Annotated in this window: 20 protein-coding genes and 2 pseudogenes; 6 read left to right on the forward strand and 16 right to left on the reverse strand. The window is 38.5% G+C overall.

The annotated features are described in order from the left end of the window. Nucleotides 1–114 precede the first annotated feature (114 nt). From lolC to pepT, 5 genes are all read left to right on the forward strand, one after another. A complete protein-coding gene (lolC, locus tag LDL57_RS06085) occupies nt 115–1317 on the forward strand; it encodes a lipoprotein-releasing ABC transporter permease subunit LolC (protein WP_225507276.1) in 1203 nt (400 codons plus the stop codon). Beyond that, nucleotides 1310–2014: a lipoprotein-releasing ABC transporter ATP-binding protein LolD gene (lolD, locus tag LDL57_RS06090; RefSeq protein WP_180560247.1), complete on the forward strand. Its 705-nt coding sequence runs from the start codon at nt 1310–1312 to the stop codon at nt 2012–2014. The genes lolC and lolD overlap by 8 nt, the downstream gene beginning before the upstream one ends. Before the next feature lie 2 nt (nt 2015–2016). Beyond that, nucleotides 2017–3264, forward strand: a complete 1248-nt coding sequence (gene lolE, locus LDL57_RS06095; protein WP_180560248.1) for a lipoprotein-releasing ABC transporter permease subunit LolE — start codon at nt 2017–2019, stop codon at nt 3262–3264. 91 nt (nt 3265–3355) lie between these two features. Then, entirely contained in the window at nt 3356–4177 is an 822-nt protein-coding gene (cobB, locus tag LDL57_RS06100) for a Sir2 family NAD+-dependent deacetylase (protein ID WP_180560253.1), read from the forward strand. Between the two features lie 109 nt (nt 4178–4286). Further along, the gene (gene pepT, locus LDL57_RS06105) at nt 4287–5540 is read left to right on the forward strand and encodes a peptidase T (RefSeq protein WP_225507278.1); all 1254 of its coding nucleotides are present in this window, start codon (nt 4287–4289) and stop codon (nt 5538–5540) included. A gap of 70 nt (nt 5541–5610) precedes the next feature. Here pepT and LDL57_RS06110 read toward each other — a convergent pair whose 3' ends face one another. The 8 genes and pseudogenes from LDL57_RS06110 to rluE all read right to left on the reverse strand — a co-directional run. Beyond that, entirely contained in the window at nt 5611–6738 is a 1128-nt protein-coding gene (locus tag LDL57_RS06110; protein ID WP_180559131.1) for a ribosomal protein uL16 3-hydroxylase, read from the reverse strand. Nucleotides 6739–6808: 70 nt separating this feature from the next. Continuing rightward, on the reverse strand, nt 6809–8272 hold the full coding sequence (gene phoQ / locus LDL57_RS06115; RefSeq protein WP_180559132.1) for a two-component system sensor histidine kinase PhoQ: 1464 nt from the start codon (nt 8270–8272) through the stop codon (nt 6809–6811). Beyond that, a complete protein-coding gene (phoP, locus tag LDL57_RS06120) occupies nt 8262–8951 on the reverse strand; it encodes a two-component system response regulator PhoP (RefSeq protein ID WP_180559125.1) in 690 nt (229 codons plus the stop codon). Before phoP ends, phoQ begins: the two co-directional genes overlap by 11 nt. Nucleotides 8952–9126: 175 nt before the next feature. Then, entirely contained in the window at nt 9127–10497 is a 1371-nt protein-coding gene (gene purB / locus LDL57_RS06125; protein ID WP_180559126.1) for an adenylosuccinate lyase, read from the reverse strand. 21 nt (nt 10498–10518) lie between these two features. Beyond that, nucleotides 10519–11145 (reverse strand): high frequency lysogenization protein HflD, encoded by a 627-nt coding sequence (gene hflD, locus LDL57_RS06130; RefSeq protein WP_180559127.1) that lies wholly within the window; start codon nt 11143–11145, stop codon nt 10519–10521. Beyond that, complete coding sequence (mnmA, locus tag LDL57_RS06135) at nt 11142–12251, reverse strand: tRNA 2-thiouridine(34) synthase MnmA (RefSeq protein ID WP_180559128.1); 1110 nt, start codon at nt 12249–12251, stop codon at nt 11142–11144. Before mnmA ends, hflD begins: the two co-directional genes overlap by 4 nt. A gap of 88 nt (nt 12252–12339) precedes the next feature. After that, complete coding sequence (locus LDL57_RS06140) at nt 12340–12789, reverse strand: NUDIX domain-containing protein (RefSeq protein WP_180559129.1); 450 nt, start codon at nt 12787–12789, stop codon at nt 12340–12342. Next, a pseudogene (gene rluE / locus LDL57_RS06145) lies at nt 12782–13324 on the reverse strand (23S rRNA pseudouridine(2457) synthase RluE); the annotation flags it as partial. The pseudogene rluE and the gene LDL57_RS06140, both read right to left, overlap by 8 nt. Nucleotides 13325–13552: 228 nt before the next feature. Between rluE and icd the strand changes: the two are divergent. Next, complete coding sequence (icd, locus tag LDL57_RS06150) at nt 13553–14803, forward strand: NADP-dependent isocitrate dehydrogenase (RefSeq protein WP_225507280.1); 1251 nt, start codon at nt 13553–13555, stop codon at nt 14801–14803. 121 nt (nt 14804–14924) lie between these two features. Here icd and LDL57_RS06155 read toward each other — a convergent pair whose 3' ends face one another. The 8 genes and pseudogenes from LDL57_RS06155 to LDL57_RS06195 all read right to left on the reverse strand — a co-directional run bounded on the left by LDL57_RS06155 (nt 14925) and on the right by LDL57_RS06195 (nt 19647). Continuing rightward, nucleotides 14925–16052, reverse strand: coding sequence for a phage integrase Arm DNA-binding domain-containing protein (locus LDL57_RS06155; protein WP_180558692.1), 1128 nt, complete (start codon nt 16050–16052; stop codon nt 14925–14927). Continuing rightward, nucleotides 16042–16275: an excisionase gene (locus LDL57_RS06160; RefSeq protein WP_225507282.1), complete on the reverse strand. Its 234-nt coding sequence runs from the start codon at nt 16273–16275 to the stop codon at nt 16042–16044. The genes LDL57_RS06155 and LDL57_RS06160 overlap by 11 nt, the downstream gene beginning before the upstream one ends. Before the next feature lie 49 nt (nt 16276–16324). Further along, nucleotides 16325–16936: an MT-A70 family methyltransferase gene (locus tag LDL57_RS06165; protein ID WP_180558690.1), complete on the reverse strand. Its 612-nt coding sequence runs from the start codon at nt 16934–16936 to the stop codon at nt 16325–16327. A gap of 8 nt (nt 16937–16944) precedes the next feature. After that, on the reverse strand, nt 16945–17187 hold the full coding sequence (locus tag LDL57_RS06170) for a hypothetical protein (protein ID WP_180558691.1): 243 nt from the start codon (nt 17185–17187) through the stop codon (nt 16945–16947). A 598-nt stretch (nt 17188–17785) separates the two neighbouring features. Then, nucleotides 17786–18141: pseudogene (locus LDL57_RS18145) on the reverse strand (KilA-N domain-containing protein); the annotation flags it as partial. Between the two features lie 86 nt (nt 18142–18227). Then, nucleotides 18228–18491 (reverse strand): hypothetical protein, encoded by a 264-nt coding sequence (locus LDL57_RS06185; RefSeq protein ID WP_225507284.1) that lies wholly within the window; start codon nt 18489–18491, stop codon nt 18228–18230. A gap of 197 nt (nt 18492–18688) precedes the next feature. Next, on the reverse strand, nt 18689–19183 hold the full coding sequence (locus LDL57_RS06190) for a DUF669 domain-containing protein (RefSeq protein ID WP_375141959.1): 495 nt from the start codon (nt 19181–19183) through the stop codon (nt 18689–18691). A 62-nt stretch (nt 19184–19245) separates the two neighbouring features. Next, on the reverse strand, nt 19246–19647 hold the full coding sequence (locus LDL57_RS06195; protein WP_225507287.1) for a hypothetical protein: 402 nt from the start codon (nt 19645–19647) through the stop codon (nt 19246–19248). Nucleotides 19648–19686 lie beyond the last annotated feature (39 nt).

Consider the following 19686-nt stretch of genomic DNA (forward strand, 5'->3'; position numbering starts at 1 on the left):
TTAAGTTAGATATAAAAAATCGTAAAACATTGGCTTAGGGTGGTTCCATTCAGTAACGCTACCCTTTATTATCGCCAAACACTTCGCTTTGGCAACAGAGGTATATCGGATTTCATGTCTCAGTCTGTTATCTTTTATATTGGTCTACGTTACATGCGTGGACGAACAGGTGACCGGTTTGGTCGGTTTGTATCGAGTTTATCTACGATTGGCATTGCACTAGGCGTTATGGCATTAATTACCGTCACTGCTGTTATGAATGGTTTTGAACGTTCATTGCAACAGAGTATTTTGGCATACATGCCACAGGCTATTTTAACGACACCTAAAGGTAATCTCAATCCCAATCAATATCCAGCAAAAAATGTAACCTATTTACAGGGAATTAATCGCATAGCCCCCATTGTTGAAAGTGATGTGGTATTACAGAGCAGGCAAAATGTGGGAGTTGCGGTTATGATCGGCGTTGATGAAGCGTCGAGCGAGCCTTTGTTAAAACATCTGCAAGAGGTTGATCCGACAGTTTTAACCGCCGGCAGTTATCATGTTATTTTAGGCATAAAATTGGCTGAACAACTGGAGGTAAAGCGAGGAGATCAATTGAGATTAATTGTGCCTGGAGTTAGTCAACTTACACCAATGGGCAGAATACCCAGTCAGCGTTTATTCACGGTAGCTGGCGTTTTTGCTACCCAAGGTGAAGCCGATAATAGTGAATTATTGGTTAATCAGCAGGATGCGGCACGATTAATGCGTTATCCGATCGGTCATATTACGGGTTGGCGTCTTTATCTTGATTCACCTTTAACTGTTGATAGCTTGAGTCAACAAACGTTACCGACAGGTATAAAATGGAAGGATTGGCGAGAACGAAAAGGAGAGTTTTTTCAGGCGGTTAGAATGGAAAAAAATATGATGGGCTTATTATTGAGTCTCATTATTGCCGTGGCAGCGTTTAATATTGTTACTTCACTTTCATTATTAGTCATGGAAAAACAGTCTGAAGTGGCTATTTTACAGACATTAGGTTTAAAGCGAGGCCAAATTATGGCTATTTTTATGCTACAGGGAGCTGGAGCTGGGATCATTGGTACCCTCATTGGCACATTATTAGGTCTATTTATCGCAAGCCAGCTTAATATAATAATGCCAATGTTAGGTTTATTAGCTAAGGGTATCGAATTGCCGATATCTATTGATCCTGGCCGTATTATATTCATTGCTTTATCTTCAATTGCTATCTCATTATTGGCTACCCTTTATCCAGCTTGGCGTGCAGCCACCGTACAACCTGCAGAGGCTTTACGTTATGAATAATTCTCCGCTACTAGTTTGCCAAGACCTCTGTAAAAGTTATCAAGATGGCAAAATTTCGACTAACGTGCTTAAAAATATCTCATTTTCTATCAACAAGAGTGAAATGATGGCAATTCTGGGTAGCTCAGGTTCTGGCAAGAGTACGCTACTTCATTTATTGGGTGGGTTAGATACGCCAACCAGTGGGGAGGTCATTTTTAATGGTAAAAAAATTAGTTCGCTTTCTACCAGTGACAGAGCAGAACTGCGTAATCAAGAGTTAGGATTTATTTATCAATTTCATCATCTATTACCGGATTTTACCGCGTTGGAAAATGTGATGATGCCATTATTAATTGGCGGAATGACACGGATAAAAGCGCAACAAAAAGCCGATGAAATGCTAGCCGCAGTAGGTTTATCGCATCGAGTAAATCATCGTCCGGCTGAATTATCTGGCGGTGAGCGTCAACGAGTTGCAATTGCCCGGGCAATCGTTAACGAACCCGCTTTAGTATTAGCCGATGAACCAACAGGTAATTTAGATTTACACAATGCAGATGTCATTTTTGATCTATTATTGGAACTTAATCAGCAAAAGGGAACGGCATTTTTAGTAGTAACCCATGATTTGCGGCTCGCTGGCCGTTTAACGCGTCAGTTGGAAATGCGGGATGGTTATTTACAGGATGAGCGGACCTTAAAGGGAGTGCAATAATCATGGCGGAATTGCCCGGTGCGTTAAAAATTGCACTTCGCTTTAGTCGAGGTAAAAAAAGGGCTGGCTTGGTTTCATTGATATCAATTATCTCTACACTGGGTATTGTGCTCGGCGTTGCTGTGTTAATTATTGGTTTAAGTGCGATGAATGGCTTTGAACGTGAATTAAAAAATCGCATACTTTCAGTTGTCCCTCATGGCCAGATTGCGGCAGTCAATCAACCTTATTTAAATTGGCAAGCTGATTTAGCTAAGGTGCGACAAACTTCCGGAGTGGTTGGTGTATCACCGTATATTAATTTTACCGGATTACTTGAAAAAGGAAGTGCGTTGAAAGCAATTCAAGTAGCCGGTGTTGATTTATCGTCAGAGCAAACTGTCAGTTCATTACCTAATTTTATATTGAATGATGCATGGCAAAAATTAAAACCAGGCAATAACGAAATTATTTTAGGTCAAGGTGTCGCAGAAACATTAAAAGTTTCGCCCGGCGATCATATTACCATCATGATCCCTAATCATGATGATAAATTACGTATTCAGCAACCGAATCGAATTAGTGTCACAGTTATTGGTGTATTCAAATTAAATGGCATGTTAGATCATCAATTGGCAATCGTACCATTGCAAGATGCCCAGCAATATTTAGCCTATGGTGATGGTATTACTGGTTTTCAGATCCGTGTAACGGATGTTTTTGCTGCCAATAAAGTTGTTTATGATGCAGGCATAAATACTGGCCATTATGTCACTATTAAAAGTTGGATAGCCGATTATGGTTACATGTATAGCGATATTCAAATGGTAAGAGGCATCATGTATCTTGCCATGATATTGGTCATTGGTGTTGCCTGTTTTAATATTGTATCTACGCTGGTCATGGCGGTAAAAGACAAAAGCAGTGATATTGCGATATTAAGAACACTTGGTGCTAAAGATAGTTTTATTCGTGCGATTTTTTTATGGTATGGATTAATAACGGGAATGGTTGGTTGTTTTATTGGTATGTTAGTTGGGGTTTTTATATCACTAAATTTAACGACTATTATTAAATGTATAGAAAATATTGTTGGTCATCCTATTTTGTCCGGTGATGTTTATTTTATCGATTTTTTACCCTCTGAGCTGCATATTACCGATGTATTTTATGTCATGTTAACAACATTAATTTTAAGTTTACTCGCTAGTTGGTATCCAGCTAAACGGGCAACAAAAATAGATCCGGCGCGTATTTTGAGTGGGCAATAACCGTTGTGGTTTTTGCTGGCATTATCTAAAAGAGGCGATTGTTTGATTGAAAGTAATGGGTCGTATAGCATGAAAAAGGATACTGTCTATGATGCGGTTTCATTGTCGGCTTAGAAAGTTACGTAAAAAGAAAAACTTACATCGACAAAGATTTCGTTGTTGTCTTTTTTACCGTGATAAACAGTTGATTGATAAGATGAAAAGAAAAAAAATTGTCATTTTAACCGGCGCCGGTATTTCTGCTGAGTCTGGCATTCGTACTTTTCGAGCTACAGATGGTTTATGGGAAGAGCATCGAGTTGAAGATGTCGCAACACCTGAAGGTTTTGTTAGAGATCCAGAATTAGTACAACGTTTTTATAATCAGCGTCGTTATCAATTACAGCAACCGGATATAAAACCCAATGCCGCCCATTATGCGTTAGCCAAATTAGAACATCTTCTGGGTGATAATTTTTTATTAGTTACGCAAAATATTGATAACTTGCATGAAAAAGCAGGTAATAGACGCATTATTCACATGCATGGTGAATTATTAAAAGCTCGTTGTTGCCAAACAGGTCAGATTATTGAATGGAAAGGTGATTTAACCACCGATGATCGTTGTCACTGTTGCCAATTTCCGCAACCTTTGCGTCCCCATATTGTCTGGTTTGGTGAAATGCCACTAGGCATGGAGGTGATTTATCAAGCTCTATCATCAGCGGATATTTTTATCGCCATTGGTACCTCGGGCCATGTTTATCCTGCTGCTGGATTTGTCCATGAAGCTAAACTTGCTGGTGCACATACTGTTGAATTAAATCTTGAGCCCAGTCAGATCGAAAGCCAGTTTGATGAAAAACATTATGGCGCGGCAACAAAAATTGTTGAAAAGTATATTGACGGTTTAGTTGCAGAGTTCAAACTATGATTAAGTATTAGTGTGTTTTATTAATATATGCTGCTAAAGCTGATTTGACGCAATAATTGTCATTAATTCCTTCCGCATAATGCGCTAACAATTCATTGAGGGAGGAGAAATGGATAGGCTTTTAGAGCGTTTTTGGGAATATATTGCGATTAACAGTCAGTCAAAGACTTATACAAAATCTAAGCCTAGCAGTTCTGGCCAAGTAAAATTAGCGCAGTTATTATTGAGCGAACTATCAGAGTTAGGAATTTCTACTAGCGAGCTGCTAGAAAACGGTTGTGTAATGGCGAAGCTACCCGCCAATATTGAACGTTCTATTCCTGCTATTGGTTTTATTTCCCATCTCGATACTTCACCTGATTTTGTCGGTAAAAATGTTAAGCCGCAACTCATTGAAAATTATCGTGGTGGTGATATCGCATTAGGTATTGGTAATTCGGTATTATCACCCGTGACGTTTCCCATTCTGCATGAAATGATAGGTAAAACGATAATTACTACTGATGGTAAAACTTTATTAGGGGCAGAAAATAAAGCGGGTATTGCTGAAATTATGACGGCGATAAGCCATCTAGAACAGCAAAATATTCCTCATGGTGATATTTATATAGTGTTTACACCCGATGCCAAAATAGGTCGTGGTGCGCATAACATCGATTTAAAAAAATTTAAGGTACAGTGGGCATATAATTTGATTGGCAGGGGGATTGGCGGGCTTGAATATGAAAATTTTAATATTGCTAATGTGAGGATAAAAATTATCGGTAAAGGGACACTTAAAGAGAGTTCTAAAGAGGGTATGGTAGATGCTTTGACATTGGCTACCCGTATTCATAATCAGATCCCAAGCCAAGAAATAGCAAAGTCAACCATAATGGATCAAGGTTTTTATCATCTAAATGGTATTAAAGGCACAGTAGAAAAAACTGAAATGAATTATATTATTTGTGATTTTGATGAGCAAAGCTTTGCCAAACGCAAACGAGCTATGTTCCATATTGCAGAAGAACTGGGAAAAGATTTGCATCCTGACTGTTACATTGAATTGACGGTCGATGATATTTGTTACAATATGAATAAAGTTGTTTGCCAGTATCCACATGTCATTGATATTGCTAAACAAGCGATGATTGACTGTAATATTAAACCTATTGTACAACCAATTCGAGATATTACCCATGGCGCACTGTTAGCCAATTATGGTATCCCTTGTCCAAATATTTTTACTGGTGGATATAATTTTGATAGTAAATATGAATTTATTTCTTTAGAGGGTATGCAGCAGGCAGTTGAAGTCATTCTTCGCATTGTCACTTTAACGGCACAATATGCTAAATCAGACCAAGTGGCTGTAAACGAATAATGATTAACCTGCCAATGAATTATCAACCAGTCAAGCTAATCATGTTTTATGATATACAGGTTAAACAATTTTAATCGTTAAAATACCAATATCCATCATTAATTAGTTTGGTTAATAATTGCATAAAACAATTGTTATTCAAAGCGTTATCTAACATATCAGCTTGGATCTGTGGTTTTTCAAACAATATATTGATGGCTGTGATAGGTGGTTTAAAAAATTTTAATTGTTCACCATTAACAAAGTATTGATCTGCTACACATAACGTACGTAAGCCATTAAGTTTGTATAGCGTATTTCCTTGGCGCAGAAGCTGAATAACTTGCTCAAGGGTATAGGATGGATCGGGCGGTGCAATATCTAACTCATGACGTGACTGAGAAATAAATGTGCCAAACCAATGAGTAAAAATTTGTGGTTGAGCAAGCATTTGTTGCATTATATGTTGGATTTCCGTTAATTCAGTGGGCAATATCATAGCAGGATGGTCACGTGTTGCTATATCTGGATCACGATAATGATAATTACCTAAGTCATTAGCGATAAGATAATCGGCAAAACTACTAAATAATTCACGGCTAGACGGTGATCTAAACCCAACGGAGTAATTAAGTGAAGTCTCTATGGAATAACCTTCATGGGGAAAGCCTGGCGGTATATAAAGAATATCACCTGGCTCAAGTTGTTCGTCAATAATGGCAGCAAAAGGTTCAACCTGGAGTAGATCTGGATGTGGACAATGTTGTTTTAGTGTGATCTTTTCACCTACTCGCCAATGACGACGGCCAAGACCTTGAATGATGAAAACATCATATTGATCAATATGGGGGCCAACCCCACCTGCTGGAACAGAATAAGAAACCATTAAATCATCAATTCGCCAATCAGATAAAACACGAAAGGGGGCTATTAGGGCCGATGCTGGATAATGCCAATGATTAACGGCTTGTACTAGTAGTGACCATCCAGTTTCGGCCAATTGATCATAGTTATCAAAAGGGCCGTGAGTAACATTCCAACTTCCAGCTTGAAAGCTAACTAATCGGCTATCCACTTCATCTTCCATAGCTAATCCTGCTAACTCATCAGCTGAAATAGGATCAATAAAATCAGTAAATCCTTGTTTTATTAATAACGGCCGCTTTTGCCAATAATTTTTGATAAAATCTGGCCAATTGATATTAAGTTGATAGTCAATCATTTTATTCTGCATATTTATTTAATTTGTTAGCTAAAAGGTAAGCAAATGGCGTTGCTATTTAGTGATATTAGCTATCTGTCACCGGGAGTTGTTGTCTAAAAGTGACAATCACTCGCGCTCCACCTAATGGATTATGAGTAATAGCAATATCTCCATCATATTGTTCAATTATTTCAGCCGCAATAGAGAGTCCCAAACCTTGTCCTGGTCGTAGAGTATCGATTCGTTGACCTCGTAAAAAAATCAAATCACTTTTATCTTCAGCAACACCAGGACCGTCATCATCTACGATAATAATTAATGAATTTTCAGTGCTACTAGCGCTAACTTCGACAAATTCAAGACAATATTTGCAGGCGTTTTCAATAATATTACCCATAATTTCCATAAAATCTATCGGTTGACCTAGCCAAGTCATTTCAGGTGAGACATCGAGGGTCAAATTGACGCCTTTTTGTTGATATACTTTTGTTAAAGCACTACATAGATTGTCTAATAAGGCGGAAACAGAAGAAATCTCTCGGATCGCGAAATGATCCTCACTATGTATACTTGCACGATGCAAATAGTAGCCGATTTGTTGTGAAATTCGGCCAATTTGTTCCAGCATGATAGGTTCAGCTTGTTCAATGGTCATTTGTTTGCTTGAGCGCACAGAACGGAGGGTTGATTGTAATACCGCTAACGGAGTTTTTAGGCTATGGCTCAGATCAGCCAGTGTAGTACGATATTTGGTATAGCGCTTTTGTTCGTTTACGAGTAAATTATTCAAGTTACGCACTAATCCGCTGAGCTCTAATGGCGGATTTTCATCCAGTGCCTCCCGCTCGCCTTTTTCGATGCCGCTTATTTGTGAGCTTAATGATTTTATCGGGTATAAACTCCAGGAAGTCACTAGCCAAAGTAGCGGAATGACCAGAATAAAATTGGTTAATATAACATAGCCAAACCATTCCCAAACTAATCCAGTTTTCTGTAGATCTAAAGGTAAGGTATCTATGACTACAATAGTAAGTTGCGGTAGATTTTCGGTTGCCTGATAATGGTTGACAGAAACTGAGTGAATTAAAGAGCGATCCTCAATATCAGTAACGTTTTTAGCCGGTTTACTGCCGTTAGGTGAAACTTTCATTAATTCACGAGTGGTATTTAAATCGGTGTCTAATTCATACAGCCCATCCTTTTTTAGCCACTCTTTTTCAATGGCTTTTTCAATGGCGGGAATATAGTGTTGTCGCCACAGAATTTCACCCTGTTGATTATAAATTAAAATAAAAGCCGAGGTATTTAAGGTGAAGTCAGTTGGAACATGAATATCTAACTTATTATTACGCCATTGAGCCAGGCTATAAAATAGATTACTTTGACTTCGTAGTAAGGTATAGGTTGTTTTATCAAAACTAACTAAATAGCCAACGATAGCAACAGCACCATAGGAGAGTGTTAATGCTAATATTATCCCTGAAGTCGCAAGTAAAAAACGAGTTCGCAACGAAAGAGGTTTTTTGCGTTTTATAAAATTAAATAGCATCATCAGGCTGTTCTGCGTCAAACCGATAACCTTGCCCACGAACGGTCACAATGACATCATTAGGCCACACTTGCATAATCTTTTTTCGTAATCGTCCCATTAAAACATCGATAGTATGACTTTCACGCAATTCTGCATCTGGATAGAGCTGGCGCATTAGTGACTCTTTACTCACCACCTTACTGTTATTGCGCATTAAAGTTTCTAAAATCTTATATTCAAATGCAGTAAGTTTGATATTTTTATCTTTAATAGTGAATTCTTTACGCGACATATCAATAATAAAATCACTCAGTTGAAGTATTTGCGAAGCAAGTCCACTGTTACGACGCATTAATGCTTGAATTCTTGCTAAGATCTCCTCCAGGTGAAAAGGTTTGGTAACATAATCATCGGCGCCACTATTTAAGGCAACCACTTTTTCTTGCCAGCGTTCACGAGCGGTTAATATTAAAATAGGCAATTTAATATTGTCTTGCCGCCAACGCCTGATCATACTTAATCCATCTTCACCCGGTAATCCTAAGTCAACAATTGCAATATCGGGGTTACTCTCTTGCAAAAAATAATCGGCTTCTTTAGCATCTGCTGCTGCATCTACTTGGTGACCGGTCTCTTTTAACTGGACAGTTAGATGGTGACGTAAAAGCGCATTATCTTCTACAATTAATATCCGCATAACAACCTCAATTTCTCAATAGCTCTACTAGAAAAAGTAGTAATAAATCCTATGTTAGAAGGATAGCTGGATGACGGCAAGATATTACTGAATGAAAAGAAAATAATTATATGGTTTGATTGACTGACTAAATGTAAAAGTAGGGTGAGCAATCAATATTGCTCACCGATTAACGTTATTTTAAATAGTCCACCAGATTAATTGAGTAACCAATATAGTTGGCCGGAGTCATTGTTTTTAATCGATCTTTTTCTGTTTGAGGTAAATCTAAGTCATCAATAAATGCTTTGATGTCATCTGCTGTAGCTCGCTTGCCGCGGGTTAACGCTTTTAGTTTTTCATAAGGTTTTTCAATTCCATAGCGGCGCATAACAGTTTGAATAGCTTCAGCCAGCACTTCCCAGTTTGCGTCTAATTCAGTTTGTAAATTTTGCTCATTAACTTCTAGCTTGCTTAAGCCTTTCAATGTCGCTTGATAAGCGACTAAAGCATAACCAATGCCGACCCCTAAATTACGTAATACCGTTGAATCTGTTAGATCACGTTGCCAACGTGAAATGGGTAATTTGTTTGCCAGATGATTTAATAAGGCATTTGCTAGTCCGAGATTACCTTCGGAATTTTCAAAATCAATCGGATTAACTTTATGTGGCATGGTTGATGAACCAATTTCACCGGCAACGGTTTTTTGTTTGAAATGGTTAAGGGCAATATAACCCCAGATATCCCGATTAAAATCGATCAAAATGGTATTGAAACGAGCAATACAATTAAATAGTTCAGCTATATAGTCGTGCGGTTCAATTTGGGTTGTGAACGGATTCCATTTTATACCTAACGAAGTGACAAACTCTTCACTGAACAAATGCCAGTTTATGTCAGGATAAGCTGATAAATGGGCGTTATAATTACCCACCGCGCCATTAATTTTGCCTAAAATTTCGATTTGCTCAAGTTGCTGATATTGCCGCTGCATACGATAAGCAACATTGGCAAACTCTTTACCTATCGTAGTCGGTGTCGCAGGTTGGCCATGGGTTCTTGATAGTAGCGGCAAAGCGCGATAAAGATGAGCCATCTCTTTTAGATTATTAATGATTTTTCGCCATTGTGGAAGAACTACTTGGTCACGGGCAGTTTTTAGCATTAGCGCATGGGATAGATTATTAATATCTTCAGAGGTACAGGCAAAATGAATAAATTCTGCCACTTTTTCTAGTTCAGGCATGGCGGCCATTTTTTGTTTTAGGAAATACTCAACCGCTTTTACATCATGATTCGTTGTTTGTTCAATTTGTTTGATCTGAATGGCATCATTTTCATTGAAGTTAGTAACAATTAGCTCAAGATAAGCCTTTGCTTCGGCACTAAAAGTGGGGACTTCTTGAATGTCAGCACATGCAGCTAATTTTTGTAGCCAGCATACCTCTACTTGAATACGATATTTCAGTAAACCAAATTCACTGAAAATTGGACGTAATAGACTGACTTTATCACTGTAGCGGCCATCAATTGGCGATACAGCAGTCAGTGAAGATAATTCCATTGCTAGTGACTCCCAAATTTATTAACAATGAGCAAGAATTTCTTTTGCTTGAGTGATCAAACTTTGTCGCGAAAACATTAATTGTAGGCGGCTGCCACCGATTTGTTGCCATAGAACGGCGCTACGAATACCCGTAAAAAGTAATGCACGCACTTTAGCTTGTACCGAACTATTTTGAAGGATATCAGGAGCACCCGTTACCTGAATACGAGGGCCAATAGGGCTAATCACATCCACATAAATACCCGCCAGCGCGTTAAAAATACCACTGGACATAGGCTCAAAATAATTTTTTTGGTGTTGAAGTAGTTCAATACGTCGTTTTAGTTCATTACTTGCCGATGGATTTTTTCTTAGTCGACGCTCTAATCCGATAAGACTTAATAAGTAGCGAGTTAAATTTGAGTAAAGGGTATTATTTGAGGCGGTAAGTATAGCAATTAAAGTATTTAAACCAATGCGAAGATTTGTCTCGCTATTGCCATAAACATCTAATGTGGAAGTTGGATTAATATTTAACGTGCTATTAATCATAACTTCTATTGCATTATCGTCAATTTTGCCATTATGAGCTATTTGGTGAACCAAATGACATGCTTGGCAGATACCGGCAAAAGCAAGTGTAATATTATAAAAATTTTTGCTCACATTGACTCCTGAATACGTGTTTCAATAACGCCACCGCCTAAACAAATTTCACCATGATAAAAGACTGCGGATTGACCGGGTGTAACGGCAGCAATAGGATAATCAAATTGCACGGCAATTTTATTGTCACTAAACTGCTCAATTGTACAGGGGATATCGGGTTGCCGATAACGCGTTTTAACTGTGCATTGCTTGGTTTCGTTTAATGCTGGTGGGTTAATCCAATGGATTTGTTGGACGATAAGTCCTGTCGACATCAAACGTGGATGGTTATGGCCTTGGGCAACAATGAGGCGATTATTTTTAATATCTTTATCGACAACGTACCAGGGATCGTCGTTAGCTTCTTTTACACCACCGATACCTAATCCCTTACGTTGACCTAACGTATGATACATTAAGCCTGAATGTTGGCCTAAAGTTTTACCGTCAACTGTTATAATTGCACCTGGTTTAGCCGGCAGGTAGCGAGCGAGGAAGTCGCGAAATTTACGTTCACCAATAAAACAAATTCCTGTTGAGTCTTTCTTTTTAGCCGTAATTAAACCAAGTTCTTCAGCGATACGGCGAACGGTTGATTTTTCCAGCTCACCGATTGGGAAAAGACTTTGTGCCAATTGCGATTGATCCAAAGCATAAAGAAAATAGCTCTGATCTTTGTTATTATCCAAGCCACGCAATAATTGATGGCACCCATCAACGGTTTTACGTCGAGCATAGTGGCCGGAGGCTATATAGTCTGCCGCCAGATCTTGCGCCGCGAATTCTAGAAATGCTTTAAATTTAATTTCTTTATTACACAGAATATCGGGGTTTGGAGTGCGGCCAGCTTTATACTCAGCAAGAAAATGGGCAAAAACATTGTCCCAATATTCGGCGGCAAAATTAACAGTATGAAGCTCTATATCGAGTTTATCGCATACGGATTGTGCGTCGGCAAGATCGGTAGCCGCTGCGCAATACTCTTCATTATCGTCTTCTTCCCAGTTTTTCATAAATAGACCAGCAACCTGATAACCTTGTTGTTTTAATAGGTAAGCGGCTACGGATGAATCTACGCCACCGGACATTCCAACGATGACTTTTTTCAACTGGTTATCTGACATGAATAAATCTCACTGCGGGCAAACATAAAAACAAATATTTTAACATGCTGTGGCAAGTTGCACCATAGTAGCATTGAATTAATCGCTATTAGCCAGCATGAAATTGATGAGCGTCGATTAATGTTAATGGGAAAAATTTTCGGGTCATAAAACAGCGTATGCTTTCTGCCACTAAAGGTGAACGAAGGCACCGACTAGATAATATTTCATCGGCAGTAAGCCATAAACATTGATGGATATCATTATCTTGTGGAGCGGTTTTAGGCATCTCATCCAGTTCAATTAAAAAAAGAAACCGCAAGAAAGCACAGCCATCAGGCGCTATCCATTGATGGATTTTTATTAATTGCTGGGGAAATGCATTAATACCGGTTTCTTCATACAGCTCACGGCTAGCGGCAGCCAAAATAGTTTCGTCGGCTTCTAGATGTCCAGCTGGTTGATTCCAGACTGATTTATTATTAATAATTTCTTCTACAACTAAAAACTTACCATTAACGTGAACGACATTAGCAACGGTTACGTGCGGTTTAAACAAGATCAATCTCCTTCCATTCACCATGTTGTAAGTTATCTAATTGAAAATTGGCAATACTATAGCGAATCAATCTTAAGGTTGGAAATCCTATGTTGGCGGTCATACGACGTATTTGTCGATTGCGGCCTTCTGATAAGGTGATCCTTAGCCAACAGGTTGGGATGTTTTTTCTGATACGTATAGGAGGGTGACGCGGCCAAAGCCAGTCGGGCTCAGCAACAAGTTCAGCTTTTGCCGGCTTGGTCATACCGTCTTTTAATAGCAAGCCACGACAAAATTTTTGTAATGCTGCTTGTTCCGGTATACCTTCTACTTGCACATAGTAAATTTTTTTTGTTTTATTGTTTGGCTGGGTCAATTTCGCTTGTAATTTTCCATCATTAGTGAGTATTAATAAACCCTCGCTATCACGATCTAAACGTCCTGCGGCATAAACATTGGTAACAGAAATGTAATTTTTTAATGTCTGGCGACCAATTTGGTCAGTAAATTGTGACAATACATCGAACGGTTTATTAAATAGTATTATTCTGCGTAAATTAATCGTATGTTTGACAAAAATTTACGCTATTTTTGTCATGGTGTTGTTTCGATTTGGACTTTTTATGATGCAAATTTGTCATAGCCATGAGTAATAAAAAATGAGATCCCTATTATACCTTAAATTAACAGGCATTGGCGTAGAAAAAGTATTCAAGTACCATGCAATATTCTTACCAAAAGTTAATAGGTATTGCGCTAAGATAACGAAAAGGAAAGATTGATGGAAAGCAAAGTAATAGTTCCTCAACAGGGTGAAAAAATTACATTGGCAGCAGGTAAGCTCAATGTCCCTAATAATCCAATAATTCCTTATATTGAAGGGGATGGCATTGGTGCTAATATTACCCCTGTGATGTTAAAAGTGGTTGATGCTGCAGTAAAAAAAGCCTATCAAGGTGACAAAAAGATTTCTTGGATGGAGATTTATACCGGCGAAAAATCAACCCAAATTTATGGCACAGATGTATGGTTACCGGCTGAAACACTCGATTTGATCCAGCAATATCATGTTTCTATTAAAGGGCCACTAACTACACCTGTGGGCGGCGGGATCCGTTCTTTAAATGTTGCTTTACGTCAACAACTTGATCTCTATATTTGTTTACGGCCTGTGCGTTATTATCAAGGTACCCCTAGCCCAGTAAAACAGCCAGAATTGACGGATATGGTTATTTTTCGCGAAAATTCTGAAGATATTTATGCTGGGATTGAATGGAAAGCGGGCAGCTCTGAAGCAGATAAAGTGATTAAATTTCTGCAAGATGAGATGGAGGTAAATAAAATTCGTTTCCCAACCAACTGTGGTATCGGTATAAAGCCTTGTTCAGAAGAAGGGACTAAGCGGCTAGTGCGAGCAGCAATTGAGTATGCTATGCAAAATAATCGTCAATCGGTCACTTTAGTGCATAAAGGTAACATAATGAAATTCACTGAAGGTGCTTTTAAAGATTGGGGATTCCAGTTAGCACAAGATGAATTCGGTGCTGAATTACTGGATGGTGGCCCATGGATGAAAATTAAACATCCAGAGACAGGTAAAGATATTATTATCAAGGACGTAATTGCTGATGCGTTTTTACAGCAAATTTTGTTGCGCCCAGCTGAATATGACGTTATTGCTTGTATGAACCTTAATGGCGATTATATTTCGGATGCCTTAGCGGCTCAAGTTGGCGGTATTGGTATCGCCCCTGGCGCGAATATAGGCGATAGTTGTGCACTATTTGAAGCAACCCATGGCACAGCACCGAAATATGCAGGTCTAGACAAAGTGAATCCAGGCTCTATAATCCTTTCTGCTGAGATGATGTTATGCCACATGGGCTGGACAGAAGCGGCCGACTTAATCATTAAAGGCATGCAAGGGGCGATTGCCGCCAAAACCGTGACTTATGATTTTGAGCGCTTAATGCCTGGTTCTAAGCTATTGAAATGCAGTGAGTTTGGCGATGCGATCATCAGCCATATGTAATTGTCTGTTTTACTTGATTGATAACGGGAGCTTAATGGTTTCCGTTTTTTATTATTCACTTTGTAACGGTTATCAAAACTTTATCAAAATAATTTATCAAAACTAGCTAAAAAATATTCAATTAAATAATAACTTTTATCCATTCTTTACCTCGATCATCATGGTATTTATCAGTTAGTAATTGACTTTTGTGGCCTAGTAAATCTTTGGTGTTGATCCCTTGTTCTCTGTAAAGGCGCTCTGATAATGAACGTTGCTCATGAAATGTTGCGGGTGTTCCTTCTCCCCAATCAATATCAGTTTTATTTCTTGCTTTTTTAAAATTAGTGGTTAGAGTGTTGGGTTTTACTTTTTCGCCACGTTTGGCTTGTGACGTTGTATAAAAATAATGAATTAGGTATGGACTAACTACATTATCACGGCAACGCTCTATTACTTCTCTTAGGGATATATTTATTGCCTCACATCTTAGAGAAAGTGGTATTGCCAATTTCGCGTTGGTTTTTTCCTGAATGACGTGCAAATCATTATCCCAAATATCGCTGAATTTCATTTTAGAAATATCACTCAAACGTTGACCAGTAACCAATGCTAGTAACATTGCGTTTCCCATGTAACGATGAGTCGTGTCAGCAATTTTAAAAATTTTTTTCCATTCATCCAAATTAAGCCGTTGTCTGGTTATTTTTCTTCTAGGTTGTTTTGTTGCTAACGCAGGATTATAACCAGGAGGAACTTCTCCTGCATGTTGTGCTTCCTTGAATACATCAATTAAAACAGAACGAATAACTTGAGCCATTCGATGTTGACCATTTATTTTATATTTATCTAATATCTGAGCGATATCTCTGGCATCGACTAACGTTAGTGGTTTTATCGATAATGCTTTTTGCATTAATTCAATGGGTTTTCTTTTTTGTTTGTAGGTGTTTAGCTTTATATCACCTTCTTTTAAACGTTCTTCTTGAATTTTCCAATATTTTTCTAACCAGGTGTTAACCGTAATCTCTTTTCCTTTAATACGCGCAATTCGGTCACTAATAGCTAAGATCTGTCGGTTACGTTGATCAGCAAACCGATTATTCGCTTCAATAGCAATTTGTTTTGCTTCAGCTTCATTACTACCAAGTGCATGATACTTTCCTGTTATTGGATGACGGTAACGCCAATAAATCTTGTTCGATTTACGACTGTATAATGGATACAAATTTGGAATACTAACATTATTTTTACGAGGTCTAGCAGCCATCATTTAAAATCCTTTGTAAGGTAGGGTTATCATTTTTATCAATAAATGGTTTTGTTAAATCTCCAACCAATTCTGCATCTTCCCTTACACGCCAAATGCCTCCTTCTTTTCGTGCTGGTGGATAAAAATGACCATTACGCGCATAACGTTGTAATGTATTTAGTTTTGGATGGTGACTTCTATATCGTTCACTAGCCCATTCTTCCAAAGTTAACATTTGCATAGTTGTTTCCTCGTGCGTATTTTCATAAAAAGAGAGCACTTAATTACATTCAAAAATTCACACTATTCTCAGGCGCTTCATTGCCCCATAGATCCCAGCCCTGCACTTTGTCACGAGCGAAAAGTTCAATACGTTTCACATCACCGTAGAGCTTCTCTAATCGGTAATGGACTTCTTTATGTTTTTGGCTATGCTCACCGAGACAGGCGTAGATAACTTGTTTGATGGATGCGTCCTTGCGTTCTAGTCCTTTCCCCTTGATGGCAATTAAACAGTCTTCTGAATTACTGCGGGTGTAGTTACCGCCATTCATGCGTGTTTCAGCATTGAGTAATGTCAGAAAATCATCAGCATAAGATAGCGCAGCTTTCTTGATAGCTTTAGAAATCCGCTCTTTGGCTAACTTATTCAACTTGACCCAGGTAAATCCCTTCATGGTTTTGACCTTAAATCCCCATGCTTCGGCTAATCGGATAGCTTCCAGCGCAAAGTTCCCCGTGTACCACATGCAGAGTACGGAGTTATCATTGACGATGGTTTCTATCGGTAGTCGGGTGAGGGAGTAAAAGTCAGTGGTGTTGTAGTGATTGTGTGCTGCGCCGTTTGATGCTTTGTTTTGGTATTGCCAGGGTGGGTCTGCGAGTATCAGGTCATACTTCACTTCATCTCCTAAACATACCAGCTTTTACTTTTATGCAAGTCGTCTATTTTTTCTAAGACAGTGATTTTATTACCGCCATTTCCGGTTAATGTTTTACTTTCTTCATCGGTATCAAATTGATATATCAATCCTTTGTTTGTTAATTTTTTTTCCTTCAATCTAATGATTTTCATCCTTTCACCATGATAAATAGCCTGCATCCCTGCTTTTACATGATGTAACGTTGTTCGGTATTCATGGATGTTATTCATACAGTTACTCCCATTACCAATCAAATGATTACCATTCTGATTAAAATTTAATCAATTTCAGTTAATTATGATATATTCATACCGTTGTGTGTTCGTAACCACATCATTTCCCTAATATTGCCAGCCTTGCGCTGGTCTTTTTTTGAGTGATTCAGAAATACCAAATAGTGGTCAATCTCTAGTGAGTACGTTGGCTATTAGCAAATAACGATTTCAGATTGATACCGTATACCTGTAGCCATGATTCAGCAGGCCATGACTTAACCTGACCATAACGAATATCAGGCACTTCGGTTGCTTCCATCTGGTTCTCACGGCACCATCTGCGAAGTGGGGCAAATTTGTATTCTTTCCCTGTGGCATTCTTTACAGCTGTGATGGTGGCATGTTTAACACTTTCTCCCAATCGTTCTGTCAGTTCCCGATTTTTACGGGTAGCAACGCTGAGTTTACCCATTGCAGAAGCTTCACGAGTGCGGCTGATTTGTGATTTTGTTCTAATAGCTTCATCACGCTCACTGCTTATTTTTTCCACTTGCTCGGTATAGCTAATCAGCATTTTTCGTAATTGTGCAGGATTATCTAACCAGTCTGTTGTTGGGGTGACAGGAGCTAATCTTCCTGTTTTGTAATCCAGGAAGGTTTGATTAACCATCAATCTGAATTTTGGCGAAATCCAGCCAGCATACTCAATGGCTAACAGCTCATGAGCAAAAGTGCCTGGATTTATGCCGCCTTTTTGAACTTTGATTACTTCTTGACCTAAGGCGGAATTCTGCCTTAGCTCTTCAATTAACTCTTTGGCTTGTTTTGTCTCAAGCCATGTTTTAGGGCGTTTAGCATCTTGCCGCCACTGGCTTTATGTAACGCATTTAGGTTGAAACGACCATCTGAGTCTGTCGTGATTTCTACGCCAGCAATGATAGGGTAATGTTCATTTGTTAAATTTCGCATATAGTTATCCTTCAATATTAAAATTGATGAACGGGTATTAATTAAGTGGAATAGATTAGGGTGGGTAATGATTTCTTGTTTTGCAACTACTTCTTCATAGTATCGATAAATACTCCCAAAATGATCATAAGTGCTGGCACCAGCATGACACCAATAACCAGTAGCTCTTGTCCGCCTAAATGAATATTGCCTAATTCACCACGTTTAAACCTGATTTGCGGGTCAATGACGGCATCGGCGTGCGCGAGATGTCCAACAATGAGTTCAAAGGCAAACGCTGCACCGATAAACAAAAATGTTGTGATTAGTAAATTAATGATGTTAAGTTTCATGATTGAACCTTTTAACATTGGATTATTTCTTAATGCAAATTGCTTTTGCGTTGATATCCTTGAAAGTTTCAAATTCACGCTCAAACTGTTTAGCGGCGAATTGGCACATATTCTCAGTGTCAAATTCCTGAGTATGAACACTTGCAAAGTCATTTGACGCGTAAGGGCTGGCGTACATGGATAGGATTAAAACCCACATGGTAGGAACTCCTTGTCTAAAAAAGATTAAACTCATTATTTACTGGCGTATGAGTTGGTCTACGCTCGTCTCTATCTTTTATAGTGCGCAACAAGTTTTTAACTGCTTGTGCGGGTTTGTTTTCAACTTTTTCTAAAAGCGTTTGTCCAGTGTTTGCTACAAATGGCATACGGATATCAAAGCTGTAACTTTCATCGCCATTTTTCTTCGTTCTTAGAACTTTTTGCAAAACAAGTCCTACTTTTTTGCCATGGAATTCTGGCGCAACCAGGTTATTGTTGTGGACAACCGAGGTTACTCGCTGAATTCCAATGCATCCCATCATGGCATTGACCATATTTTGACCGAAAGGGTTTACCGTGCCGTCATTTTTCTTACAACAAATACTTAGATAGTTAACTTTTCTGCCATCCTCCGATTCACCTGAGAATTCAATAAACTCAGCGCCTTTATCACTTTTGCTTAATTTTGCCTCTGCAATTGTGATCACATACGCGCCTGATTCATTAATGAACCCCCCTTGATAGGTTAATAAGGCTGACTCCTAGCTGTAGGTAAAGATAATGTTGTGGTTCATGCTGTTTTCTCCGTTATGTTAGTTTTTTTTAAGCTGTAATAGTCACAAATCGCTGTATCAACTGCGTTTATGTCGTTTTCAATTTCGGGTGTTTCAAACATTCCCATTGGGGATTTGACGGTATCATAACCGCTGTTTTGTGTTGAAAATAAGTATTGACCATCCTTAACTACCGTTTTCAGTACAATAGTAAACATGCCCTCAACGGTTATTTTTTCATCAAGCATTTTGCCAATTGTTTTCATCTTGACTTTACCTAATGGTGTTTCTTCGGTATGCGAGAGAAAATATATCCTTAGATCATCTGATGATGATTTTACTGCCGCATTGATCACATTCCATGTGTGAGCGCCTATTTCTGTGAATTTATCGAAAGATTTTTCATCTGATCTGCGCATGAATTCATTTGCCATCAGATATTGAAAATCATCAATAAC

The organism is Arsenophonus apicola, assembly GCF_020268605.1.
In the GTDB taxonomy this organism is placed as follows: Bacteria; Pseudomonadota; Gammaproteobacteria; order Enterobacterales; family Enterobacteriaceae; genus Arsenophonus; species Arsenophonus apicola.